Below are 23,589 nucleotides of genomic sequence, written 5' to 3'. Positions count from 1 at the left end.
GCAATAACCTCTTCCGCGAAACGGCCAAATCGCCGAGATTAACCCCCCTGGCCTTTTCTACAGGCAGCGCATGCAGGTGCGGAACGTTTTTTGCGATTTTTCTTCATGTATTACTTTCCCACTCTAGTTCTCTCAATTGCAACATGCGCATCCAACATGACGGGTACTTTCAGTACCAGTATAATCGTTAACTGTTTGCCCTGCCTTCAATGAATCATAATGGAGTCATCGGCAACATTCCCCAGATGGAGGTAAAGATGATGAATAGGCAAACTATAGATATTCCGCATTTTGGTGACCCTGTTGTTCCAGTTCTTCGCGAAAAGGCGATTCCCGAGCCAGGAGCGTTCAATGTCACTATCGACGTCGCCTATGATGGGTGTCAACTACGCCGAGGTCCTATTTCGTAAAGGCGTAGTCCCTACTCTCCCTCTCCCATTCGTACCCGACATTGAAGTATCGGCGCGATTCATGCCGTAGGTGAGTTCGTCACCCATCTCCGGATCGAAGAACGAATCACGAAAGGCAAGCTTGTGCTAAAAGCAAACGAATTCTAATAGGAGGTCATTACAATGACGAAAGAAACGACAACGAAGCAAACAATTCTGATCACGGGAGCAAGCAGCGGCATGGGCTTTGCGACCGCTTTGCATTTGGCCAGACTCGGTCACGCGGTGTTCGCGGGCGTTCGCGACATCGGCGGTAAAAACACCCTTAAAGCAGAGGAACTGGCATCCATCGCCAAAAAGGAAGGATTGGAGCTATACCTGGTCGAACTGGACGTCACGATTGACAATTCGATCCATATGGCAGTTCAATCGGTCGTTCTGCGAGCCGGTCGCATTGATGTGCTCATCAACAATGCCGGCATCATGTACGGCGGGATTACCGAGGCATACACCGTCGATCAGATCAAACGGATGATGGAGACAAATTACTTCGGTCCGATGCGAATGAATCGCGCCGTGTTGCCTTACATGCGGCAGCAAGGCAGCGGGCTGCTCATACAAATAAGCTCCTTGGCCGGCGGCTTTACCGTTCCGTTCTTCGCCCATTACAGCGCCACCAAGATGGCCGTCGAAGCGTTAGCGGAAGGATATTTTTACGAGCTAGCTCCACTTGGTATTGATTCTGTGCTATTGGAGCCCGGGCCATTCGGAACCGGTCTGCTCGCCAGCCAAGATGAGCCTGAGGATCAGGATCGTATAGCCGGGTACGCTGATCTGGCAGCCATCCCGCAGCAGATGTACCGCGACACTCAGAACATTAACGAATCCTCCGCCGCTCAGGACCCGCTTCTCGTGGCCGAAGCCATTGCTGGATTGATCGCCATGGCGCCGGGTACACGCCCGCTTCGCACCGTGCCGGGAAGCATTGATTTCGGCATCTCGTCGCTCAATCAGGCCAAGTTGCAGGCGCAACGATCACTTCTTGATGCTTGGGGACTCAAACAGCTGGTGCCGGCGTGGTTTGAGCATCCGACGGCTATAGAAGGTTGAACCGCCACAATCTGTCCATTTGCGAGAACGAGTTGATCTTGAAGCTCAGCAGACCGGCTTCCTTATGGCGAAATCCGATCGACCTGATCGTCTTCTCGGTAATGTCATGCGTCTGCCAAGCTCGCTGAATTCCGGGCTTACGCTATAAATTAAGCCCATTTGATGTGCTAATTTTCCGGACTTTTCAAAATTGAATCCCAAAGTTTATCTTCAGTTCATATAAGAATCCTAAAATGATTTTAACCAAATCGAACCTGAGGAGAGATAAAACATGGAGAACAAAGCGTTAATCGAAGCGATGGAAGGTTATTTTCAAGCGGGTGTCGCATTGGATCTGGATAGGCTGGAAGCGATCTATGCGCCCGACTTCGTCAATATTCGGACGGACAAGATAGGACGATCCATCTCGATTACGAAGGAGCAGTTCGTACAGACATTTCGCCGCATAAAAGAAAGGGGCGGGACGACGCTTGGAACTACCGAAGACGTGCAATACCTCACCACTACCGTCTACGACGATCACGGAGTTGTTGTTCTCCGCCGGGAAAAGGAGGGAAAGCCAGCGCTGTACAACTTCGTCTGGCGAATAAAGGACGGGCTGCCGACAGCTATCGTTCGAGAGTTCTCGGTGGAAGAAGATCTTAGTGCGCTAATCGGCATGATACGAGGGGAAGGCTGACGGTTGTTAGAAATTTCGCCCTAAGTCGGGTATCGGCTAAAGACCAAAATCCAGAACGGCACCTAATCAAGCTCCGGCAGTTAGGTGTTGATGATAGATATATATTTGTAGATAAGCAGAGTGGCAAGGATTTCGAGCGGCCACGCTATCAGGCTATGCGGATGATGCTCCGGGAGAGCGACCTGGTTTATGTGGATGCTCTAGATTGCTTCATTTGCCCCCAATTAAGGCTTAAATAGGTATTTCAAATATATTGCATTAATTTCGTTCTAACGATGTTTTGTTCCTGAACCCTCACGACCTTAAAGGAGCGTAGCGACTGGACGCGGTTAGGTGGTGCAAGGTTGTCTGCTGAATCCGCTTCCTCCAATTACCCTCTGCAGAGCAAGGGCCGTAAGGCCCGCAGCGTGAATTTGGTGTTATCAGAAGTCATTGTCTTCTCTGAAATACCCGAAAAATGTCCTTCATGTCTTTAAACTCACCGCAAAATGTTACCTCAACCTCCTTTTGGTGGAGCAGCGTTTTCATAATATCGACGGGGTTTTTTTCTGTTTGAACCGCATGTGATGGAAGCGGTATGACGCGAACCGGAATAGCTTTAATCGCAAAAACCGCCTGAAGGCTGCGTCAACCGATTCAGACGGTTTGGTTTGGAGAATGCGCTATTTACAGATGCCTACAGAAATATTTCCGCATTCTCTTGCAAAAACCTGTCCAGTGTTCGGGGCTGTCTACCGAGCAAACGCGTGACGTCGTCCGTCGGCCTTTCCGGCACCAACGTAGACATCGTCTGAATTTCCACAACGTGGTTTGCGAGCCATGGGGGCATGCGCACTTGCTCGATCAAATTGCGAAGCATCGCTTGAGGCTCCACGTTTATATAGCGAATCGTCTTGCCTAGCAAAGCGGATAGCTTATCCGCGATCTGCGGATAGCTGTAGATCTCCGAGCCGGTAAGCGTATAAATACGTCCGGGCGCCTCCCGGTTGGTCAGAACCTCTGCGGCAACGTCCGCGATATCCCGGGAATCGATGAAATTGCTAGGCGCATCGCCCATGACGCCGAAGAAAGCACCTTGAGCTGTAATTGTCGGTACATGGCGCAGCAAGTTTTGCATGAATGCATAGGGACGCAATACGGTGTGAGTCAAACCAGACTCGTCCAAAAAAGATTCGATATCGCGATGCCAGCCAGCGACTGCCACGGGCGAACGTTCTTCGAAGGCTGGACTGGATATTTTGACGATATGCTCGATGCCGGCTTCGGCGGCGAGGCGAATGATCGACGTTTCCATTTCGACCTGTCTCGGGCTGTTGGATATGGCCAAGAAGAGTTGCTTCGCTCCAGCAAACGCGCGGCGCAGCGATTCGGGATCGGCGGCTTCGGCCGCTGCCACCTCGATCGTGGGCTTAGCTGCATCTCCGAGCCGGTCGCGCAGCTTCTCCGGTTCCCTGCTTAGCGCCCGAGCGGGCACCCCAAGATCGGCCAAACGTTTCAAAAGTACGCTCCCTATCGTACCTGTTGCTCCAATAATCGCTATCATCTTCTATCTCCTCCGTTTGATGTGTAATTTTTTTCGAACGCCTTGCGCCAACGCCATGTCATGATCGTGCTTGCGATCGTGCCGGATAACGGAAAATCGATCCAGACGCGATCAAACCAAATCGAATAGTCGCTCAAACCAATCATATTCGGAACTCTGTTCGTCAACCATGCAGCGAAAAAGCCGAACGAAGCGCAGATTATCGCGAACATGACAACGACAAGCAAACGTGGCGGCCCGACAACCCATCGTTTGCTCCTCCCCCGTTTGCGCAGCCAAAGCCCCAACAGCCATGCGATCAGCGCGGACGTTCCCCCAATTGTGGTCAGTGCCGCGATCTGAAGGCTCCTGTCGCCCGTGATCAGTCCCCCTATGCCTGCCATGACGGCGGGCGAGACATATGCCATCAACACTTCGCGCCATAGCACAAAACCTTTCTCTTCGAAGCCCGCCGATGCAAGTGCATAAGCAGGATCCGTTTTGTGCGAATGCTTCACATTGCTCATGTTGTCACCCCTTTCTTCCATGATGTACTGCAACTGTTTATACCACCATATAATTAGTCGCCTAACTATATGGCTGTTAATAAGGGCTAGCATGACTAGCCCGTTTTACCCTTTCTGTATGCTTCCATTTCCCTTAGATGCGCCCGGATCGTCGGTCAATGCCGACATGCCTTGCGTCACCCGGCCTAGCAGATCGAGAAACACACCGCGCTCCTCAACCGTAAGCAAGCGGACCATCGCTTCCAGCTTCTCAAAGTGCTCCGAAGCCATGTCGCGAAGCTTACTCGCTCCATTCTCCGTTAAGATGACTGATTTCTGACGGCCGTCCGCCGAACTGGTTCGGCGCGATACGTAACCGTCCCGTTCGAGATTGTCGATAAGCCCCGTCACGGTAGCACGCGTTACGCCAAGATGCTCCGCCAATTGCGAGGGCAGCTCTTCACCCTGATGATCTTCAAGATCCGCCAATAAACGATACCTGCCTGTTGACAAACCGAATCTGGAAAAATGAATCTCCGCGGCATGTTCAAGCTTGGCTCCGGCGGTCATCAACCTAGACGCGACGAGTACGGCTTGCGCATCGACGTCCAACCCGTAGCGTTCAATCTGACGCTTCGTTTGGACAAGTGAAGGAACAGCATAACTATCCGTCATTACGTTTTTATCGTTTGTCATGTATATAGTATGGCACCTAATCATTTTTATGTCAACACATTATTGCTCTTTCCACCATAGCTCCCCACTGCCACAAACATCTCTGAGCCCGACGTGCGTATCGTCCAACTCTCCCTTTCACCGGAACTCAATATCGTTCCATCAAGCGAAACTCCTTAAGATATAGCTAATTTACTGACTACACTATTTGGACCTGAAAAAATGGAACTACCGTCACCGGGTCGTTCAGTGCGCCCCAGCTAGCCATTTCAATTAAAACAGGTATTAAATTCAGGCCTTTCTCAGTTAGTAAATAAACCTCTTTTCTCTTATCTGAGTCGTGGGACTTTTTAACAAGAACCCCTTTCTGCTCTAAATGTACCAGGTAGCTGGCGAGTATGTTTGATGAAATACCTATGCGGACATGGCGGAATTGGTAGACGCGCTGGATTCAGTTTCCAGTGAGCTAACCCCCCGTGGAGGTTCGAGTCCTCTCGTCTGCACCACTTATACAACCCCGAGAAGTCTTGGTATCCAAGGCTTCTTTTTTGTTTTGTCCGGATTTCTCCAGGATTCGTTTATTGATCTTCTATCTCCCCTTTCTCCTGCACTGCCATTTGCAGCCTTATATCGTCAACTCTGTTCTTGTAGGTTATTCCCCACTTCTTCATATCAAGGATGATCGGCTTCAACGTCACTCCGAATTCAGTCAGCGAGTATTCCACTTTAGGGGGCACCTGTTTATAAACTTCACGGTGAATAATGCCATCCCGTTCAAGATCACGGAGCTGCAAAGTAAGCATAAATTGCGTCATTCCCGGATAGAGCCGCCGGAATTCATTGAATCTCTTCGGGCCATCGATAAGATGAAACAGAATGATTGCTTTCCATTTACCCCCGATGACATCCAAAGTTGTTTCGACAGGACACACTTCCACTTTCGCTTCGCGCTTGTTTTTGCGATCTCCCATAGCCATGACCTCCATTAGTTTGTTTTTTAATACTATATTATAAAATTATGCGTACTTTTCTAAATTCAATATACATTATAACATAACACTCATACGGTACTTAATAAAGCGTCGTAAGCCAATACAAAGGGAGAGTGGCGTCATGTCAAAGAAGGTATTGATCGTTTATGCGCACCCCGAGCCCACTTCGTTAACTAGCCAGTTCGTTGAGACGGCTGTGCAAACACTTCAGGAGCAAGGGCACGAAGTCATGTTGTCCGATCTGTACGGAATGGACTGGAAGGCCGTGTTCGATGGGCGCGACTTCCCGGATCGAGCCAATCCAGAACGATTATCCTTTATTAAAGAGTCAGCGCACGCCTTTTCGACTGGCCATCAAACGGCAGACGTCGCATTGGAGCAACAGAAGCTTCTTGCTGCCGACGCGGTGATCTTGCAGTTTCCGCTGTGGTGGTTCAGCATGCCGGCTATTCTCAAGGGTTGGGTAGAACGGGTATTCGCTTTTGGTTTCGCATATGGCTTTAAAGGCGAAGGGAATCGCTATCGCTACGGCGATGGCATTCTAAAGGGGAAGCGGGCTATGCTGTCCGTGGCTGCCGGCGGGCCCGAGAAGGATTATTCGCCGCGAGGAATCAATGGACCGCTGGAGCAATTGCTGTTCCCCATTACTCACGGCATCCTCTTCTACCCCGGAATGGATGTGTTGCCTACCCATGCCGTCTACGGAACCGATCGCATGACGTCAGCCGACATAGTCACGGCAATGGCAGCCTGGCGCTTGCGTCTTGAGAACCTATTCGAGGAGGAGCCCATTCCGTTCCGACATCAGAACGGCGGGGATTATCCGGACAGCCATGTGCTTGCTAGCGACATCGCAATCGGACGGATCGGCTTAACGGCTCACATTGCCGAAGGTGCGCCCCCTCTATGACTGGAGCTTGATGGGGAGAGAGTAATCGCAATAGCCGAAAAGCACGGGCACCGGTTTGAACGCACCGACCCGACTCGCCATTCGGCCTTCCTCTCCTTTCAGAAAAACCATCTGGACCAGGCGCTTGCGTATGCGCTTCAAGCTTTGTCTCTTCGCGAAGAAGACAGTTTTACACCTTACCTTCCTCTGGATCACCGATTGCTCTGTGACATTTACCTGAAAAAAGAGATTTGGAAACGGCTTGCCGTTACTTATGGTACGGTTCACCGCGCTGTCTGTAACGGCAAAATTTAAGGCCATCCTTTACAGGATGGCCTTAAATCACATTATCTCTATGCTCCGTGACCGCTATCATTCGCATCTTTTTTTAGGTAAGTACCATGCTCCTGCGTCCACGTCCACATCGCTGCAAAAATAGGCTGCAGCGCTTGCCCACTCTCGGTAAATTCATATTCGACATGCAATGGCACGCCAGGATAAAGAGTGCGAGTGACGAGTCCTTTCTCCTCTAACAGCCGCAAACGGTCTGTCAATGTTTTCGGACTTATCGGTTGCAGCTTACGGCGTAGTTCCCCGAATCGCTTGGTCCCGCTAAACAGTTCGAATAAGAGAAGAAGCGTCCATTTTCCATCCAAAAGCTCCAGGATCGGCTCAACGACGCCAGGACAGGATCGATCCATCATTGTAATCACTCCATAGTTCAATTTTTGAAACTATTGCACTTTAATGTAACTACTTTTCAAATGTACCACAGATCAATTATGATGTAAAACAAGACGAGGGAAAAAATCCCAATTCGCCAAAAAGGAGGACACATCATGAATAGGCCATTTGAATTGGATCCGACGGAGTACCCGTTCACCGATCGCTGGCTGCCTTACCGTGACGGCCACATCCATTACCTTGATGAAGGGCAAGGACCAACGGTTCTTCTCCTCCACGGAAACCCTACGTGGTCATATCTTTATCGGAACGTTATCAAAGAGCTTCGCGAGGAATTCCGTCTTATCGCTCCCGATTACCCCGGATTCGGCATGTCGAAGGCACCTAGCGGATACCGCTTTACGCCGCAAGAGCAATCGGAAGCCGTTCAGGAGCTGATTTGGCAATTGGATCTAAAGGATTTTATCTTAGTCGTTCAGGATTGGGGAGGTCCTATCGGCCTGAACTACGCGGTACGGCATCGAAATAACTTGCGCGGTATCGTCGTGATGAATACGTGGGCCTGGCCTGCAGACATCTTACCAATGAAATTGTTTTCTCTCGCCATGGGAGGCTGGCCAATCGGGCGGTGGCTTCAGACACGCCACAACTTCTTCGCCAAAGTGATTGTTCCGCACGGGATACACCATGCCGAGAAAGTTACGGTTAGCTTGCGAAAAGCTTATACGGACCCGTTCCCGACCCCGAAGTCTAGGATGCCGACATGGGTATTTCCAAGGCACATTCGCAAATCACGAACATGGCTTGCCGACATTGAATCGAAGTTGCCGAATTTGCACAATTTGCCTGCACAAATATTATGGGGAACGAAAGACAGCGCAGGCTTCCCTCTCGAACAGATGGCCAAATGGCAAAGACACTTACCGTTGAACGAAACCGAGATTTTGGAAGATGCCTCACACTATGTGCAAGAGGATCGCCCAGACCGGGTAGCTGCATCCATCCGAAAAATACGGAATAGAACATGAGGAGGAATTTTATTATGAAAACAATTTTGTGGGCAACCTTAACAGCCAATGGCAATTATGCGCAATCCGGTCCCGAGAACCCGCCAAAAAAAGAAGCGTTGCATGACTTCGCGACACTCGCTAAAACTGCAGGAAATTTCATTGTCGGGCGTCGCACTTTCGAAGGTATGCGCGGAAACGGCGGCGCGGGGCCATTTGGCGAAGTCGACATCGTCGTCATTTCAAGAAATGCCTCCGAAATTTCGGGCGTCACGGTTGTGGGATCACCGCAGGAAGCCTTGGACTACTTGCTGCAAAAAGGCCATCAAACCGCTCTCATTAGCGGCGGCGCGGATATCCACAATTCATTTCTCGGCCAAGATCTTGTAGACGAAGTGATTTTCAATGTGGCGCCAGTGCTGGAAGGCAAGGGGTTAAATCTTTTAATCGACCAAGAAAATTACCGATATAAACATGTAAATCTGTTAGACTGCAAGCCCCTCGGCGGTGGCGTCGTTCAACTGCGCTACGCGATTGACCGATAATTGATCACCATGCGTCGAGTATCTGGGCATAGCATCCTCCGCCAATTGAGTGACTTTGTATTTCTCGTTTAAATTGAATTTATATACGCCTCTTATACTCCATATATCAGCAACAGCATTGATATTGTAGGAGGAGATCACGATGAAAGAACCACAATCGGATCATTTGCAACAAACGATTCAGGGCATGTTGGACGAATTAACGGGGAATGGATTGGAATCCGGCCTTCAAGTTGCGGCTTACCACAGAGGCAAACTGGTTTTAAATGCGCAATCGGGAATCATGAATGTCGCGACGAAGAAGCCTGTAACAAACGATACGCTCTTTATCAGCATGTCCAGCTGCAAAGGAATTACCGCAACGGTCATCCACATACTGGCGCAATCTGGCAAGCTGAGGTATGACGACAAGATAGCCAATTATTGGCCGGAGTTCGCAGTGAACGGAAAAACCGATATTACCATTCGCCAGGTACTGTGCCATGAAGCCGGCATTCCACAAATGCCGGAGCATATCGATATGGAAACCGTCTGCAATTGGGATGCCATGGTACATGAGATCGAACGGCTAACGCCTGTTTGGGAGCCTGGTACCAAGACCGGTTATCACGGCCTCACCATGGGCTGGATTCTGGGTGAAATGGCTGAACGCGCAGACGGGCGTCCATTTGCGCAAATTGTACAGGAAGAAATTTGTGCGCCTCTTGGCATCACAAGCGAGCTTTACTTCGGCGTTCCAGATGAAGCGGAGTCATGGATTGCCACGATTAGCGGGGAAGAATTGCCTTGGATTGATATGCCGGACGATATGCTGATTAAAAAAATGCTGCCGACCCCGATCATGCCAATCCAAAATGATGCTTGGAATGAACCTGCATTTCATCAAGCAGTTGTGCCTGCTGCTAATGCGTGCCTCACAGCTAACGCGCTTGCCCGCATATATGCCTCCTTGATCGGTGATGGAGTTGATGGCATTCGGCTATTGAACCCCACCCAATTAGAGCAAGCTACCCTCTTACAAACTAAGGAACCCGATGAAGTATTTATGGGGTTGGTCTCCATTCCCAAAGCCCTTGGTTATTGGCTTGGGAATAACGAGTCGGCGTTAGCCATGGGTGACAGCCTTCGTACTTTTGGCCATACCGGTATGGGCGGCTTGATTGGATTTGCCGATCAGGAACACCAGTTCTCTTTTGCCCTACTCAAAAATTCCCTTTCCTTCAATCGCGGGAATCAGGATACGGACGTACTCATAGCGAATAAAGTGCGTGAATGGCTGCACGCTTAAACGTTCTGCTGCTCAAAGCGAGATCGTTATCATCGCCGTTTTTACATTCTTATTTTGAATTGGCCCCTTCCGCCAAAACGGCTGAGGGGGATTCTTGCTTTTCGCAAGCAAAAGTCCCCCCGGGACCTCCATTTTACAATTGAGGCTTCTTCTATAGCCTTGATTTATGTCATAATACTACAATTTGTCATTGGAAACTTAACGCGAATACGGTGTTTATTATCCGAAGGAGCCTAATCATTGATTCTACTTTCAAAGTCACTTATGTAAATATTTTGTATTTTGTTTTTTCAATCATTCTGATTTTATGTGTTTTGCTTAAATATCTTCCTATAGATACTCCATTAGAGTTTTTACAATCAGCGGAGGAAGCCATATATCCATCTTGAAGTATGAAATTATATTCATCCTCTCCTGCTCCCTGCCCTATTCTAATATAAATCTTGTCTATTTCTTTATTGGTTATCGCCTCAATTAATTTTATTTCATTAATGTTAAACTTTTCAGTTTCTACAAATAAGATGTATTTTGTAATCATGCCCTCTTCTAGTCTCCAATAGTTCCCTATAGTGTATAACGAAACTATAAGAAAAATTGCAATGAAAAACACTGACTGTTGAATACTAATTCTTATTACAAAATAAATAAAACTCAGAAATATTACGTAAAGAATTAATTGTAAGTATATTGTTCTTCTTCTATGGAATATCATATTAATTCCTTTCAAAATCTATTTAAAGGTCCGATGGACTTAGTCAGTGCAGGGGTGTCTGCCTGAATTCTCTTCCTCGAATTGCTTCGGGCAGTCTAAGGAGCGTAAACTCCGCAGCGTGAATGCGGCGTTATAAGATGTCCCCACCCTTCGAAGCTCCATCTAAAGTTTCCCTCGTTTTTTGATCTATTTCACTTTAGCGTACAAATGCTACTATATTGTTCATTTTTTCTACATCACTTGGACCAATCTTTAATGTTGATTTGGAATATCCTGTTCCCCCATAAATATAAGAATAACGATTTAATTGGTTATCTATTATCGTTGGTAATCCATGCCCTATTAAAGGTACAGTTCCTATTGTATATCCCATAAATTGTTCTACTTCTTTCGGTTTGGCTAGTTTCAGTTCGTTACATTTCAATATTGCTTTCAGTCCCTCAAAATCTATACGTCCATAATCACCTGAAATAATTATTGCAAAATACTCTTTTTCCGATTTCATTACCAAAGTCGGGGCTGTTTGACCAATCTCAATTCCAAAATATTCAGCCCCTTCCTGGGCTGATTGAATAGAAAAATCATGATTAATTATTTCGAAATCAATCTTATTTTCTTTAAGAATTAATTCTAATTCACTCATAAAATATACTCCTTTGTCTATTTGTCTTTATGGGTTTGAAGTGCGGAGAGTTCTTATAACGTTCTTGTATTCATGAGCCCTTACTGGCTTAAGGTGCGTAGCACGGATCGTAAGACTTAGCCATTGCAGGGTTGTCTGCCTGAATCAGCTTCCCCGAAATCTCCGCGGGCAGACTAAGGGGCGAAAGCCCCTCAGCGTGAATACGGTGTTTTCGGATGGATACGCCTTCTTCGAGTTACCCGAAATATCTATTGCTGATTCTAATCAATGAGTCTATTGCTCGAAATAAATCCCAGTAATTAACATTACATTAGCACGGAATCAAAAAAATGAAAACACAAATTCACTGTATCTCCATTCACTATAAATGTTCGTATCTAGTTAAACGTTGGTTTCTTTTACTCTCCGGAAACTCCAGCATTCATTCCATTACCCTCGCAGAAGAGAAAATTTCGCGCCTGCCTGAAAACGACACTGGCGGGATTCCTGGACTCAAACAAAAGCGGTTAAAACTAGACACCTTCTTCGCTTAACCCTCTTCTTTGTATTGCGATTATCTTCTTTTCGACCGCCGGAAAGTGCTGCTGAGACACCCCGATCAGCCAAGTATACAAAGTCTGTGCATCTGAAAGAAACTTAACTTTACGAGCATATTCGAAAAGCAAAAAGGCGATATTAAGAAAAAAGCACGAGTACAATCTTGGTGAAAGAAGGCGGAAGAGATGAAAATGCTTGGGAAGTTTTTTTTGAAGATGCTGCTAAATGGAATTATTATTGTTCCCCTCTTGTTGTATCTAACACAAGCAACACTTACGGAGGCACTGCTTTGCTCGTATGCTTTTTCTATCCTCTCTTATTTTGCAATCGATCAACTAATATTAAGACTCACCAGTAATGGAGTCGCTACTCTTGCTGATGTAGGTCTGATCTTTGTGTTCCTTTGGATATTGGAAACGTTCCTCTTCAACTGGTCCTTAACATTTACGAATATGGCGATAGTTTCCGTAGTTTTTGGGATTATAGAATACTTCATGCATAGTTATTTTCAGAAGGATCCAGGCAGGATCGGGCGAAATTCTTTTGACGAAAACTAACATGAGAAAATACAGTTGCAGCAATAAACCATTGGCGTTGTTCAAAATTCCGGCACCTCTTTGCTGCTTGGAGGACCATTAACCCATGGTAATGGAATAATGCCGCTAATGCTCTATTCCTTTATCTTTTGCCATATTGCCACGTAAATTCTGCCTATAAATAGCAAAGAAACCGTGTAGCATCAAGCCTTCACGGTTTTAATAGATGACAGATTTTTTTAGTGTCAGATGACTTTCACATTGGGTGTCTGAGCTGATAGCTTTGATTGCTTCAGGGCTATCACCATATGCTCCAAAACTTCTTTCTCAAAGATGGCGAGTTGATCCAGCTCGTCTATTATTTTTTCAAGCAGGTGGTTGTCTTTGACTCTATCCTTTGAGGCTATGTATCTTAGTTGCGTGCTCCTCATAACCATGCAAGAGCGGACCATTTTACTATATGATTCATGTAAATAGGTATAGTCATCTTCAGTCAGGAAACCATGGTCCTTCAAATATTGTATCCTTGAAAGCATACAATTTTTATGCTCTAGCAACACATGCATTGGCCTGAAATCAGACCAGAAGTTCGGCAAATTCGCTTTCATCATGTTGTAAACTTCTAACCCAAAGACCAAATGTTTAAGACTATTATGAAACATACCGAATTTCCTGGTAGCATCTTTGGATTGAAGGAATTCTTCAATGGTGCTAATCACCAAATCGAGATCAAACGCATAGTTTCTTATAGGATCATCCGCACCATGATTCGCTTTACGAATTAGTAAAATTTGACTTCTCCAGTTATTATGATTCTGATCATCGCATTGTTCATAGGCTTCTTTAAATACTTCGAAACTGATTTCGGAAGCTTCAAATTTACGATTAGTCCCTTTAAAACCGATGATATTGAAAACCTTTCTTTCCAGATCATAGCCAAAAATTAAGTTCTCATGATCCCATTTCCTTCTTTTATAAGCCCATCGGTCTTCTAGATAAAATTCATCAATATGCAAGGCTACATATAGATTTTGTTCAATGCACGCAATGACATATTTAATAATATCTTCACACGTACTTTTTACTAATTGCCTTTCGGTACTCAGGAAAGATAACCAGCTCGCATTTGAATAATAATTAAAATCTTTCCTGGGTCCCATATAAAAATCTAGAGGCAAATCATAAGTGAGATTATAATCTTTCAGGCCACACAGTTGAATGTAATTACTATGAAACCAGGGTAGATAAGCATCATCAATTGAAAGAATAGACAATGCAGTCGCATGTGAAGAGTAAGCGTAAATACAAGGCTCCGCTAATGGTAGTATTTTCTTAGTTGTCATTAATTTCCCCCCAATATCTAATTTTTCATTTTCTATATCACTCCTTTAGTATAACCTAACTAACCTAGCTAACGTAATTATCCGTAAGGCTATTTATACTAACCGTTAGGCTACAATTTCTACTGAGATACTGATCATATACCCGCTATAGAATCCTGAGTGGTGCAGCACGATTAATTTGTCTGTTTGGCTATCGCTGCAAAATATTCTAAAACAACCTCACGGAATTCCAGAGCAGCCCGCGAAATGTACCGACTTTTATGCCTTAATAAAGCAATCTCCCGCACCAATTCGTGTTCCTCTACTTGGAGATAATGGATCCGTTCCTGTGAATTCATTGCCGTGCTTGGTATGAAGGCAATTCCAATTTCGGCTTCTACAAGAGCGCTTAACCTTGCAGGTTCATCACCCTCATACACATACTTAGGTACAAATCCAGCCGATTGGCATAAAGAGTCCACGAAATCGCGAGCACCGTAGCCTTTCTTTACACCTACGAACCATTCATCTCTTAGTTCTGTCAAGGATACGCTGCTCCGGTTTGCCAGCCGATGCCCCTTTGGAACCGCAACGATGATTGGGTCAATGAACACGATTTGACATTCAATGTCATCTCCTTGTATAGGAGGTGAGGACAAGCAGAAATCGACCTCTCCTCGATGAAGAAGCGTAATCATTTCCTGCGTGGTCAGCATTTGCACATGAAATTGGACATAAGGCCGCTTTTTCCGAAACTCTCGAAGGATATTTGGTAACGTGCTTGCGGTAGTCACTGCTAATTCGAGTGTGCCATGTTCCGGGCTGGATAAATCACTAATCTCTTGCTTCCCCTGTTCCAATTCAAACAACGCTCTTTCCGCACGGCGAAGGAATCTGCTTCCGAACTCATTCAAACGTAGATTCCTCCCTACTCGATCGAATAGAGGGACACCTAAATCCTCTTCTAAGCGCCCAATCGTTCTGCTTAGTGACGATTGAGTTACGTGCAGACTTCTTGCAGCTTCGGTTACATGTTCCAAACGAGCTACCGCGAGAAAATATTGCAGTTGAAGAAGTTCCATTTCACACACTCCATTCATTCCTTCAAGTCAATGAAATCATAACATAAAATGCATTGGAATAAATATACGACTTCAAGTACGATAACATTAATACGCTTTGGGGGGGATCAAAAATGAGTGTTCGCAATAGGTGGTTGATGATTTCCGTTGGGCTTGGGGTGCTATTGAACCCATTAAATTCTTCGATGATTTCTGTTGCTATTGTAAGGTTGCAAAATGTGTATCACCTTGATTTTACTGTTGTTTCCTGGATTATTTTTTCTTTCTACATTGCAAGCAGCATCGCTCAACCTGTCATGGGAAAAGCCAGTGATTTATTCGGCCGCAAGAAAATATTTCTTACCGGGCTTATTGTAGCTTTCGGTGCATCACTATTAGCTCCATTATCACCAAACTTTGGGTGGCTCATCGTATTTCGTATTGTGCAATCCATTGGAACAAGCATGATGGTTGCAGTTGGAATGGCCATTGTGCGAATTCATATTACGGAGAAACAAGCGACTGCACTGTCAGTTTTGTCCATATTCCTATCCGGAGCTGCAGCAATTGGACCTTTTATTGGTGGGGTCTTGCTCCACTTTTGGGATTGGCATGCTATTTTTTTCGTCAATATTCCGTTCGCGGTGGCGAGCTTTCTATTAGCTTGGAGGAATATTCCTAAGGACCAACCGCCAACATCCGCGCTATTAGGCATGTCCTTTCGTAAATGGCTGGATTTGATTGATGCGTCAGGGATCCTGCTCTTCACAGTGGGTCTGATTGCTCTACTCGCCTCCTTACTGTCAGTAAAATCATCAGGGCATGTCTCATTACTAAGTGCCATTGTCGGGCTGATAGGCCTCGTGCTACTTGTGGTTTTCGTACGACACGAGTTAACAACGAAGTCACCCTTTATTCCTTTGCACACATTTGCCAAATATCCTGCGATGACTTGGATCAATGTCGAATTCATGCTTGTTAACGTGCTTTTTTACTCGATCTTTTTCGGGCTTCCATCCTACTTGCAAATGGTACGTCATGTCAGCGAATTCCATACAGGGATTCTCATGCTAAGCTTGGGTTTGTGCTCGCTCGTTGTTTCTCCAATCGCAGGACGATGGATCGATAAATCAGGGCCCAGGCCGGCATTGCTAGTATCCGGAATACTGATGACACTTGGGTCAGTTTGGATCGTAACATTGAATCAAACTTCACCGGTTGTCAATGTGTGTTTTGCGTTAGCTGCATTCGGTATTAGCAACGGACTGAACAATGTCGGTATGCAAGCAGCCTTGTTCAGAAGTTCTCCAAAGGAAATTATCGGTGTAGCATCCGGAGTTTTTATGACATCAAGATACTTCGGTACCATTCTCTCTTCATTGTTGTTAGGCATCGTAATGGGTGATAAGTTCAGCTCAGGGGGTTTTCGACTCCTTGGGGCTATCCTCTCTGTAATTGCATTGTCCTTGGTATTTATGAGTTGGCGGCGCCGGGAAAGCCAGTTGATCAAAGAAACTAATGTCTAAATGAATTTCTGGAGGTGAAATGTTGGGGGCTATGGTTGCGATGGATGTATAGTTTTTCGCTTCGGTACAAATAACTAATAACCACCGGCCAAGGTCGGTGGTTATGTTTGTCGGAAATGGGATAAGGAAAAAGAAAAAAGCCTGCTGCCAATATTTGCAAGCTTGGTGTTCACGAATAGTTAAATCATAGCTGTTTATAGATATTCTATATATTACTCAATATGTTTCTACATCCTAAGAATTAACTACTATAGACTAGTTCTTCTTTACCTAAACAGAGCGTCTCTGCTGTTGAAGTATGGATTTCGTGCAGAAGCTCAGGATTTTCCATTAGTGACACGCCATAAGAAGGAATCATTTCTTTGATTTTCGGTTCCCACTCTTTCATATGTTGAGGGAAGCATTTTTCAAATACCTCAAGCATAACGTGAACAGCGGTAGAAGCACCTGGAGAAGCACCTAGCAATGCTGCAATCGAGCCATCAGAGGCACTAATAACTTCTGTTCCGAATTGAAGCGTTCCTTTGCCGCCAGCTTCAGTATCTTTGATAACTTGCACACGTTGGCCCGCTACTACCAAATCCCAATCCTCGCTTTTAGCGTTCGGGATAAACTCTCGCAACTCTTCCATGCGCTTTTCTTTCGATAACATCACTTGTTCGATCAGGTATTTTGTCAATGACATGTTTTTTGCGCCTGCCGACAGCATAGTTACGAGATTATCCGGTTTTACGGAAGTTACCAAATCAAACATGGAACCGGTTTTTAAAAACTTTGGCGAGAAGCCGGCAAACGGTCCAAATAGCAACGATTTTTTATTATCGATAAATCTTGTGTCCAGATGCGGAACAGACATTGGAGGAGCTCCGACCTTAGCTTTTCCGTATACTTTTGCATGATGCTGCGCTACAACATCCGGGTTCTTACAGACCATGAATATGCCGCTTACCGGGAATCCACCAATATGTTTTCCTTCAGGAATACCGGATTTTTGCAATAAATGCAGGCTTCCGCCTCCGCCTCCGATAAATACGAATTTTGCAGTATGGCGTTCGACGTTACCGTTGTCGTTTTTTATTTTCAATTCCCATGAGCCGTCGCTAGTACGTTTCATATTATCCACGCTATGTTTATATTTAATATCGACGTTTTTGCTCTTTAAGTGATCAAACAAAATGCGCGTTAATGCACCGAAGTTGACATCAGTACCAGTGTCGATTTTCGTTGCTGCGATAGGCTCATTAGATGGACGATCTTGTATAATAAGAGGAATCCATTCCTTCAGTTTTTCAGGGTCATCGGAAAATGCCATCCCTTGAAACAAAGGATTATTAGCCATCGCTTCAAAACGTTTCTTTAAAAACGTTACATTTTGTTCCCCTAGCACCATACTCATATGCGGCAAAGAAACGATAAATTCCTGCGGATTACCAATCAGCTTGCTGTTTACAAGATAGGACCAGAACTGCATGGAAAGCTGAAACTGTTCATTAATTTGGATCGCTTTGCTAATATCTACAGATCCGTCTGGTTTTTCGACCGTATAGTTTAGCTCACACAGTGCCGCATGCCCAGTTCCTGCATTATTCCACTCGTTAGAGCTTTCTTCTCCTGCATTTTCGAGCTTCTCAAACACTGTAATTTCCCACTCCGGCATTAATTCTTTCAGAAGCGTCCCTAAAGTCGCACTCATGATTCCGGCACCAATTAAGATTACGTCTGTTTTAGTTTCTCTGTTGCTCATTTTTACCATCCTTATACCCTAAAATTTGCAGAAAGGATGTAGGCGCTCCTGCTTTGGCGTCACACCAAGCCAGTGTGCCACCTAACTACACACCTTTTCTGGATCAATTATAACCCTATCATAGTATATTACAATTTTTTATAGATTTAAATAACTACTATTATCTGATAATTATAAGCTATTTAATAGCTCGTGAAAAGTGAGAAGTCCATCCACGAGAACCTGAAAACACACAAAAACGAAGACCTCAATCCAGTTTTTACAAGGATTGAGGCTTTGGTTTGCCGTTGCCAGCGGACCGCTTGCGCTAGTCCCCCGGCTAACGCTATTAAAAAAACGCTGGTTATTCACGAAACAGCAATAACTGTGTAGATTGACAACACAAAAAAATGTTAAGGCATGGACTTGTTTATCCATGTACCGACGGCTTGTTCCGGAGCCTGGATGAGGTCAAGGAAAGTTTCCTTTAAGTCTGCAAGCATTTGGCCGACGGATTCGTCACGGAAATAAGCTTTCAGATAAGTCATGAAAATTTGATAGCCTCCTGGTTCCGAGCACACATCGATACGCAGCGGGGTGCCTGAATCGAAAATGGCAAGTGCCTTGTGGTATTCGTTCTCCACAGGCAACCTCGCGACCCACTCAATGCCGCTTGTCGTTTCGAAGAAAGACTGGAGATTCTGGAAAATCATATAGGACTCAAAAAGCGGCTTGTTTTCCGCAATTCCAATCCATTCCCGGATTCCTCTGAGAGGCGTATAATCCCACTCAGTCAACAAGAGCTGCTTCTCTTGTATGCGCCGCAGGAGCTTAGGAACGCTTTCGTCTTCATCAAGGCGAATCCGTAGCGGCAACGTATTAATCGCAGGACCGACCAACTCCTCTGCGCCTTCATACTCCGCTTGCCTGCCAGTAGACATAACACCGAATAAGACATCGCGCTGACCTGTATAACGGGCTAACAGCAAAGTCCATACTAGTTGAAACAGCACATTCACGGTCACGCGGTTTCGTCCTGCAAATTCCTGCACTAACTGCGGCACGGCAAGCTCAATTTCCACGGCTTGTTTCGCAAAGCCATTCTCACGTGGTTCCTTATTAAATGGCGCATGCTGAATAAGCGGTGTCGCAGTGCGGAAATCTTCCAGTTCTTTACCCCAATACTCTCTCGGCTCTCCTAAGTCTCTGGTACGCAACCATGCCGCATATTGGCCATAATTTCGCACGGGTGGCAGTTCATAGGACTTTCCTTCAAGCAAGTTATAATAACATTTCAGCACATGGATCAGCACGATAAAATGGCTCCAGCCATCCATTAATAAGTATGAGCAGCTCATGACAAGTTGATGGTCATTGTCGCCAATCGTTGCAAACATGACCTCGTAGGTCGTTGGACGACGGATATAAGTAAGATCGCTGGCAATGAGTTGGCGGTCCTGATAACTCTTCAACGCTTCCTGCTGGCGGTCAGGACTCCATCCGCGCCAGTCGTGGTAATGGATGGGCACCTGGACATTCCTGCGTGTAACTTGCATGGGCTCCTCTAGTCCTTCGTCGGCGATGGAGGTTTTTGTGATTGCGAAATGGTTTGCGACAAGCTGCCAAGCCTGCGTCATAAGTACAGGATCAAGCCGATCTTTGAAGTGCATGACCATATTGACGAAAAATTGAGCCGGTTCGGGCCGTTGACGCAGTGTAGCCAGCATGTAATCTTGCAGTGGCGTAAGCGGATAAACGTCCTCGATCTCTTCCGGGTGGATGCCTGGGACACTGGCCAAGTCGTTCCGATTCAAACGTGACAGCGGAAAGTCAAATGCGGTCGAATGTCGCTCTGGCGATTCAGTTGAATCACGGATTGCCTGAATGCCCCAGGTGTCGGAAGCACAGGTCGTTTCACTACGAACCTCATCGGCAGGATGGCCGCTGCTGACAACTTGACTGAGCTCGGCAATCGTCTGGTACTGGAACACATGCTTCGGGATTACTGTAAGTCCTGCTTGTTTTGCCCTAGAGACGAACATCATCGTTTTGATCGAATCGCCTCCAATTTCAAAATAATTTTGGTGGATGCCCACCTTGTCGAGAACGAGCAGCTCTGCCCAGATATCGCAAAGCTTTTGTTCGACGGGATTGCGCGGTTCTTCGAACATATCGCGGAAAGCTTGGATCGTGTCTGGTTTTGGCAGGGCACCTCGATCGATTTTACCGTTTGATGTAAGCGGGAGACGCTCCAGCGTTACGAACGCCGAGGGTATCATATAGGCAGGCAAGAGCTCTTTTAGCCGTTGCCTGAGTGATTCGATGTCTGGAGACAGACCTGCTTCTGCCACCAAATATGCGGTGATCCGCTTATCCCCAGGAGCATCCTCGCGAACAATGACCACCGCTTCTTTCACGCTAGGTTGAATCGTAAGTACCGTTTGAATTTCATGTAACTCGACGCGGAATCCGCGGATTTTGACCTGCTCATCGGAACGGCCAAGATATTGAATGCGTCCATCGGGCAAATACCTTGCTGTGTCTCCGCTTCGATATAAAAGCTCGCCTTCCTGCGAAGTAAAAGGGTTCCGAATGAATTTCTCACGAGTCAGCGCATCCCTTCGCAAATAACCGCTCCCGACTACATGGCCTCCGATCATCAGTTCCCCCGGCACTCCAATCGGTACAGGATTTAGGCAGCGATCCAGAATATAGATGCGGGCATTGGAGATCGGCCTGCCGATATGCGGGGGCTGATGTGTCTCTCTACGATCTGCATCGATGATCCGATAGGTGCAAGCGATGGTACATTCTGTTGGGCCATACAGATCGTACACCGTAAACGGCAGACCTTGAGGCAGCTTCGCATTCCATTTATCTCCGCCTGTGAAAAGGCGCCGGAGCGGCGTTTGCAAAGGCCATGGCACGGAGATAAGCTGCTCGGCCAGCGGAGTGGGCAGAAAGGCGAACGTGATTTTGTTGTCCAGCATCCAGTCGCGCAACAGCTCAGGTTGCAGCCTGGTATCTTCAGGCGGGATCCATAACGAAGCCCCGGCGACCAAGGCGCCGAAAATTTCGGCTACGGATAGATCAAAGCCGATTCCCGAAGCAAAGCACACCCGGTCCGAGAACGACAAGGCTGAGGTTTCCCGGTACCACGACATGAAATTCACGATTGATTTATGTGGAATTAAGGTTCCTTTCGGTTGCCCGGTAGAACCTGACGTGTAGATGACATAAGCTATCGTATCCGCAGATTCTTGGTTTGCAAGCATCGTTTCTGTCAGGGTGTCGTCTTGGGTCAAATCGAAAGTCTGCGGAGAGGAGTCCTCAACCACATCGGCAACGATGGTTACAATTTCCATGGCAGCAAAGCGGGACTGCAGATGACCCTGGGTCAAAATCAGAGGGGCCTGTGAATCGGTTACGATATAAGCGATCCGTTCATTTGGCGTAGCAGGATCAATCGGCAAGTAAGCTCCACCTGTCAGGAGTATGGCTAACTGGGCGGTGACCAGCTCAAGCGAACGCTCCATGCATATAGCTGTAACAGTTCCAGGCTGGACCCCTAACCTTCGCAATCGACTGGCCAAGCATTCGGCTCGGCTGATAAGCTCGCCGTACGTCAAGACACGGTTTCCATCCACAACGGCAGGCAGTTCCGGCTGTTGGCCTGCTTGCCGAGCAACTATCCGGTCAAGCGTGGTGTCCGCAGGAAAGGGATGCGAATGCTCTTTCGCAGGCTCCGCCCGGCTCCAGCTATCTAGCAGCAGCTCTCTTTCTTCGGAAGATAGCAAGCAAAGCGTTTGCAGGGGAGCATCCGGCGTGTCGGCAATGCTTGCCAGCAGCACCACGAAATGCTCCGTCATCCTCTGAACGGTCGCTTCCTCAAAGAGGCTTTGGTTGTACTCCAAAGATCCCTCCCATCCCGCTTCCACCCTTACCATTTCGAGCGTAAGATCGAATTTGGATGTGCCCGTCTCGACTTCCAGCGGCTCAGCGGTTAAACCGGATAGCTCTAGGGGGACGGCTGGTGTATTTTGCAGCGTAAACATGACTTGGAACAAAGGGGAGTAGCTGATACTGCGCTGGCCGACCGTTTCATCGACCAACAGTTCGAACGGAACGTCTTGATGTGCATAGGCATCAAGCGCGTCCTTACGTACCTGCCGCATCAGTTGCCGGAAAGACAGTTCGGGGGTAACCTGTGACCGAATCACAAGGGTGTTCACGAAAAAACCGATCAGCGGTTCGACGTCCCTGTGATTTCTGCCGGATATTGCCGTACCTACGCACAGATCTTCCTCCCCCGAATAGCGGTGCAGCAGGGTTTGGAACGCCGCCATAAGCAGCATAAAGGGAGTTGCTTGCTCCTCTCCCGCGAAACGGATAAGACGCTCAGCAAGCGGCATTTGCACGGCGAAACGGACCTTCTTGCCCGTGTACCGCTGCTCGGAAGGGCGCGGGTAGTCCGTCGGAAGCTGGAGCAGTGCGGGGGCCCCTGCCAACTTTTTCTTCCAGTAGGATACCTGCTCCTGAAAGGCTTCTTCTTGAAGCCGCTCGCGCTGCCATTTGGCATAGTCGGCATACTGAATGCGAAGAGCAGGCAGTTGTTTTGCTTTGTTATGGCGATAAGCTTGGTAGAACTCCAGCAACTCACGGCCAAACCGATGATGCGACCAGCCGTCCGTAATAAGGTGATGAAATGCAAGCAGCAGAACATGCTCCTCTCCAGCAAGAGCAAGCAATGAAGCGCGGAGTAAGGGGCCTTCTTGAAGATCAAATGGCTTTTTCAGGCGGTCGATATGCGCATGGATCGACAACTCCTGTTCGCTTGGAGACAAGCTCCTCAAGTCTTCCAGCTTCAGCGGAACAGTCACCGTTTCCAGTACAAATTGATAGGCGTGCCCTCCTTCATCTCGGAATACAGTGCGCAGGATGTCATGACGTTCCACGATGGATTGCAAGCTTTGTTCCAAAGCTTCCTTATGGAGCGGTCCGTACAGCTTGACGCCGTACACCAAATGATAGAGCGGAGATAAAGGTTCCAGAGTGGAAAAGAACCAGAGCCGCTGCTGGGCATAAGATAGCGGGCTTCTTTTATCGTCCGGACGATGCTCGATTTCCATCTTTGTCATGGGAACGGGTGCGTTGGCAGAGCCTTTGAGAAGCTTGCTTAACAAAGCTCTCTTCTCTTCGGTCAATTGGGATTTGCGAGCCTCCAGTGAATTTTTATTCGCCAT

General features: G+C 46.9%; 22 protein-coding genes and 1 tRNA gene. 11 read left to right on the top strand and 12 right to left on the bottom strand.

Annotated features, from left to right (window positions below):
• Positions 1-257 precede the first annotated feature (257 nt).
• The 4 genes from ABRS97_RS21630 to ABRS97_RS21615 all read left to right on the top strand — a co-directional run bounded on the left by ABRS97_RS21630 (position 258) and on the right by ABRS97_RS21615 (position 2,417).
• Positions 258-410, top strand: coding sequence for a hypothetical protein (locus ABRS97_RS21630; protein WP_367817426.1), 153 nt, complete (start codon positions 258-260; stop codon positions 408-410).
• A 162-nt stretch (positions 411-572) separates the two neighbouring features.
• Positions 573-1,499: an SDR family oxidoreductase gene (locus ABRS97_RS21625; protein ID WP_367817424.1), complete on the top strand. Its 927-nt coding sequence runs from the start codon at positions 573-575 to the stop codon at positions 1,497-1,499.
• Between the two features lie 271 nt (positions 1,500-1,770).
• Positions 1,771-2,178, top strand: coding sequence for a nuclear transport factor 2-like protein (locus tag ABRS97_RS21620; protein ID WP_367817423.1), 408 nt, complete (start codon positions 1,771-1,773; stop codon positions 2,176-2,178).
• A complete protein-coding gene (locus ABRS97_RS21615; protein ID WP_367817468.1) occupies positions 2,175-2,417 on the top strand; it encodes a recombinase family protein in 243 nt (80 codons plus the stop codon). Before ABRS97_RS21620 ends, ABRS97_RS21615 begins: the two co-directional genes overlap by 4 nt.
• A 437-nt stretch (positions 2,418-2,854) precedes the next feature.
• Here ABRS97_RS21615 and ABRS97_RS21610 read toward each other — a convergent pair whose 3' ends face one another.
• The 4 genes from ABRS97_RS21610 to ABRS97_RS21595 all read right to left on the bottom strand — a co-directional run bounded on the left by ABRS97_RS21610 (position 2,855) and on the right by ABRS97_RS21595 (position 5,332).
• The gene (locus tag ABRS97_RS21610) at positions 2,855-3,721 is read right to left on the bottom strand and encodes an SDR family oxidoreductase (protein WP_367817421.1); all 867 of its coding nucleotides are present in this window, start codon (positions 3,719-3,721) and stop codon (positions 2,855-2,857) included.
• Positions 3,718-4,227: a hypothetical protein gene (locus ABRS97_RS21605; RefSeq protein ID WP_367817420.1), complete on the bottom strand. Its 510-nt coding sequence runs from the start codon at positions 4,225-4,227 to the stop codon at positions 3,718-3,720. The genes ABRS97_RS21610 and ABRS97_RS21605 overlap by 4 nt, the downstream gene beginning before the upstream one ends.
• A gap of 105 nt (positions 4,228-4,332) precedes the next feature.
• Complete coding sequence (locus tag ABRS97_RS21600; RefSeq protein ID WP_367817418.1) at positions 4,333-4,902, bottom strand: MarR family winged helix-turn-helix transcriptional regulator; 570 nt, start codon at positions 4,900-4,902, stop codon at positions 4,333-4,335.
• A gap of 178 nt (positions 4,903-5,080) precedes the next feature.
• The gene (locus ABRS97_RS21595; protein ID WP_367817466.1) at positions 5,081-5,332 is read right to left on the bottom strand and encodes a winged helix-turn-helix transcriptional regulator; all 252 of its coding nucleotides are present in this window, start codon (positions 5,330-5,332) and stop codon (positions 5,081-5,083) included.
• On the opposite strand from ABRS97_RS21595, the gene ABRS97_RS21590 reads away from it, so the two are divergent.
• A tRNA-Leu gene (locus ABRS97_RS21590) sits at positions 5,300-5,387 on the top strand. The genes ABRS97_RS21595 and ABRS97_RS21590 overlap by 33 nt on opposite strands.
• Before the next feature lie 72 nt (positions 5,388-5,459).
• Here ABRS97_RS21590 and ABRS97_RS21585 read toward each other — a convergent pair.
• Complete coding sequence (locus ABRS97_RS21585) at positions 5,460-5,852, bottom strand: winged helix-turn-helix transcriptional regulator (protein WP_367817416.1); 393 nt, start codon at positions 5,850-5,852, stop codon at positions 5,460-5,462.
• A gap of 142 nt (positions 5,853-5,994) precedes the next feature.
• Here ABRS97_RS21585 and ABRS97_RS21580 point away from each other — a divergent pair, with 142 nt between their 5' ends.
• Positions 5,995-6,783 (top strand): NAD(P)H-dependent oxidoreductase, encoded by a 789-nt coding sequence (locus ABRS97_RS21580; protein WP_367817415.1) that lies wholly within the window; start codon positions 5,995-5,997, stop codon positions 6,781-6,783.
• Positions 6,784-7,115: 332 nt separating this feature from the next.
• Here ABRS97_RS21580 and ABRS97_RS21575 read toward each other — a convergent pair whose 3' ends face one another.
• Positions 7,116-7,466 (bottom strand): winged helix-turn-helix transcriptional regulator, encoded by a 351-nt coding sequence (locus ABRS97_RS21575; protein WP_367817414.1) that lies wholly within the window; start codon positions 7,464-7,466, stop codon positions 7,116-7,118.
• Between the two features lie 135 nt (positions 7,467-7,601).
• Here ABRS97_RS21575 and ABRS97_RS21570 point away from each other — a divergent pair, with 135 nt between their 5' ends.
• The 3 genes from ABRS97_RS21570 to ABRS97_RS21560 all read left to right on the top strand — a co-directional run bounded on the left by ABRS97_RS21570 (position 7,602) and on the right by ABRS97_RS21560 (position 10,286).
• Positions 7,602-8,474, top strand: coding sequence for an alpha/beta fold hydrolase (locus ABRS97_RS21570; RefSeq protein ID WP_367817412.1), 873 nt, complete (start codon positions 7,602-7,604; stop codon positions 8,472-8,474).
• Between the two features lie 14 nt (positions 8,475-8,488).
• Positions 8,489-8,998, top strand: coding sequence for a dihydrofolate reductase family protein (locus tag ABRS97_RS21565; protein ID WP_367817410.1), 510 nt, complete (start codon positions 8,489-8,491; stop codon positions 8,996-8,998).
• 142 nt (positions 8,999-9,140) lie between these two features.
• On the top strand, positions 9,141-10,286 hold the full coding sequence (locus ABRS97_RS21560; protein ID WP_367817408.1) for a serine hydrolase domain-containing protein: 1,146 nt from the start codon (positions 9,141-9,143) through the stop codon (positions 10,284-10,286).
• A gap of 262 nt (positions 10,287-10,548) precedes the next feature.
• Here the strand turns inward: ABRS97_RS21560 and ABRS97_RS21555 are convergent, their stop codons facing one another.
• Together ABRS97_RS21555 and ABRS97_RS21550 are read right to left on the bottom strand one after the other, a co-directional pair.
• Positions 10,549-10,824 carry a hypothetical protein gene (locus ABRS97_RS21555; RefSeq protein ID WP_367817406.1) on the bottom strand — a complete coding sequence of 92 codons (276 nt, stop codon included), beginning with the start codon at positions 10,822-10,824 and terminating at the stop codon, positions 10,549-10,551.
• 370 nt (positions 10,825-11,194) lie between these two features.
• A complete protein-coding gene (locus tag ABRS97_RS21550; protein ID WP_367817405.1) occupies positions 11,195-11,641 on the bottom strand; it encodes an aminoacyl-tRNA deacylase in 447 nt (148 codons plus the stop codon).
• 722 nt (positions 11,642-12,363) lie between these two features.
• On the opposite strand from ABRS97_RS21550, the gene ABRS97_RS21545 reads away from it, so the two are divergent.
• Positions 12,364-12,735, top strand: a complete 372-nt coding sequence (locus ABRS97_RS21545) for a DUF2512 family protein (RefSeq protein ID WP_367817403.1) — start codon at positions 12,364-12,366, stop codon at positions 12,733-12,735.
• A gap of 224 nt (positions 12,736-12,959) precedes the next feature.
• Here ABRS97_RS21545 and ABRS97_RS21540 read toward each other — a convergent pair whose 3' ends face one another.
• On the bottom strand, positions 12,960-14,057 hold the full coding sequence (locus tag ABRS97_RS21540; protein WP_367817401.1) for a hypothetical protein: 1,098 nt from the start codon (positions 14,055-14,057) through the stop codon (positions 12,960-12,962).
• 173 nt (positions 14,058-14,230) lie between these two features.
• A complete protein-coding gene (locus tag ABRS97_RS21535) occupies positions 14,231-15,118 on the bottom strand; it encodes a LysR family transcriptional regulator (RefSeq protein WP_367817399.1) in 888 nt (295 codons plus the stop codon).
• 113 nt (positions 15,119-15,231) lie between these two features.
• On the opposite strand from ABRS97_RS21535, the gene ABRS97_RS21530 reads away from it, so the two are divergent.
• Positions 15,232-16,623: an MFS transporter gene (locus ABRS97_RS21530; RefSeq protein WP_367817398.1), complete on the top strand. Its 1,392-nt coding sequence runs from the start codon at positions 15,232-15,234 to the stop codon at positions 16,621-16,623.
• Between the two features lie 241 nt (positions 16,624-16,864).
• On the opposite strand, the gene ABRS97_RS21525 is transcribed toward ABRS97_RS21530, so the two are convergent.
• A complete protein-coding gene (locus tag ABRS97_RS21525; RefSeq protein ID WP_367817397.1) occupies positions 16,865-18,367 on the bottom strand; it encodes a malate:quinone oxidoreductase in 1,503 nt (500 codons plus the stop codon).
• A gap of 392 nt (positions 18,368-18,759) precedes the next feature.
• Entirely contained in the window at positions 18,760-23,589 is a 4,830-nt protein-coding gene (locus tag ABRS97_RS21520; RefSeq protein ID WP_367817395.1) for a non-ribosomal peptide synthetase, read from the bottom strand.

The sequence above is a fragment of the Paenibacillus tabacirhizosphaerae genome (genome assembly GCF_040812395.1).
Classification (GTDB): Bacteria; Bacillota; Bacilli; order Paenibacillales; family NBRC-103111; genus Paenibacillus_E.
Note: the sequence above shows the minus strand (reverse complement) of the source record. Positions and strands in the feature narration are given on the sequence as shown.

Coding starts and splice junctions, on each gene's coding strand:
- ABRS97_RS21630 (WP_367817426.1), top strand. CDS start 258: ATGATGAATAGGCAAACTATAGATATTCCGCATTTTGGTGACCCTGTT.
- ABRS97_RS21625 (WP_367817424.1), top strand. CDS start 573: ATGACGAAAGAAACGACAACGAAGCAAACAATTCTGATCACGGGAGCA.
- ABRS97_RS21620 (WP_367817423.1), top strand. CDS start 1,771: ATGGAGAACAAAGCGTTAATCGAAGCGATGGAAGGTTATTTTCAAGCG.
- ABRS97_RS21610 (WP_367817421.1), bottom strand. CDS start 3,721: ATGATAGCGATTATTGGAGCAACAGGTACGATAGGGAGCGTACTTTTG.
- ABRS97_RS21605 (WP_367817420.1), bottom strand. CDS start 4,227: ATGAGCAATGTGAAGCATTCGCACAAAACGGATCCTGCTTATGCACTT.
- ABRS97_RS21600 (WP_367817418.1), bottom strand. CDS start 4,902: ATGACAAACGATAAAAACGTAATGACGGATAGTTATGCTGTTCCTTCA.
- ABRS97_RS21585 (WP_367817416.1), bottom strand. CDS start 5,852: ATGGGAGATCGCAAAAACAAGCGCGAAGCGAAAGTGGAAGTGTGTCCT.
- ABRS97_RS21580 (WP_367817415.1), top strand. CDS start 5,995: ATGTCAAAGAAGGTATTGATCGTTTATGCGCACCCCGAGCCCACTTCG.
- ABRS97_RS21575 (WP_367817414.1), bottom strand. CDS start 7,466: ATGATGGATCGATCCTGTCCTGGCGTCGTTGAGCCGATCCTGGAGCTT.
- ABRS97_RS21570 (WP_367817412.1), top strand. CDS start 7,602: ATGAATAGGCCATTTGAATTGGATCCGACGGAGTACCCGTTCACCGAT.
- ABRS97_RS21565 (WP_367817410.1), top strand. CDS start 8,489: ATGAAAACAATTTTGTGGGCAACCTTAACAGCCAATGGCAATTATGCG.
- ABRS97_RS21560 (WP_367817408.1), top strand. CDS start 9,141: ATGAAAGAACCACAATCGGATCATTTGCAACAAACGATTCAGGGCATG.
- ABRS97_RS21555 (WP_367817406.1), bottom strand. CDS start 10,824: ATGATTACAAAATACATCTTATTTGTAGAAACTGAAAAGTTTAACATT.
- ABRS97_RS21550 (WP_367817405.1), bottom strand. CDS start 11,641: ATGAGTGAATTAGAATTAATTCTTAAAGAAAATAAGATTGATTTCGAA.
- ABRS97_RS21545 (WP_367817403.1), top strand. CDS start 12,364: ATGAAAATGCTTGGGAAGTTTTTTTTGAAGATGCTGCTAAATGGAATT.
- ABRS97_RS21540 (WP_367817401.1), bottom strand. CDS start 14,057: ATGACAACTAAGAAAATACTACCATTAGCGGAGCCTTGTATTTACGCT.
- ABRS97_RS21535 (WP_367817399.1), bottom strand. CDS start 15,118: ATGGAACTTCTTCAACTGCAATATTTTCTCGCGGTAGCTCGTTTGGAA.
- ABRS97_RS21530 (WP_367817398.1), top strand. CDS start 15,232: ATGAGTGTTCGCAATAGGTGGTTGATGATTTCCGTTGGGCTTGGGGTG.
- ABRS97_RS21525 (WP_367817397.1), bottom strand. CDS start 18,367: ATGAGCAACAGAGAAACTAAAACAGACGTAATCTTAATTGGTGCCGGA.
- ABRS97_RS21520 (WP_367817395.1), bottom strand. CDS start 23,589: ATGGCGAATAAAAATTCACTGGAGGCTCGCAAATCCCAATTGACCGAA.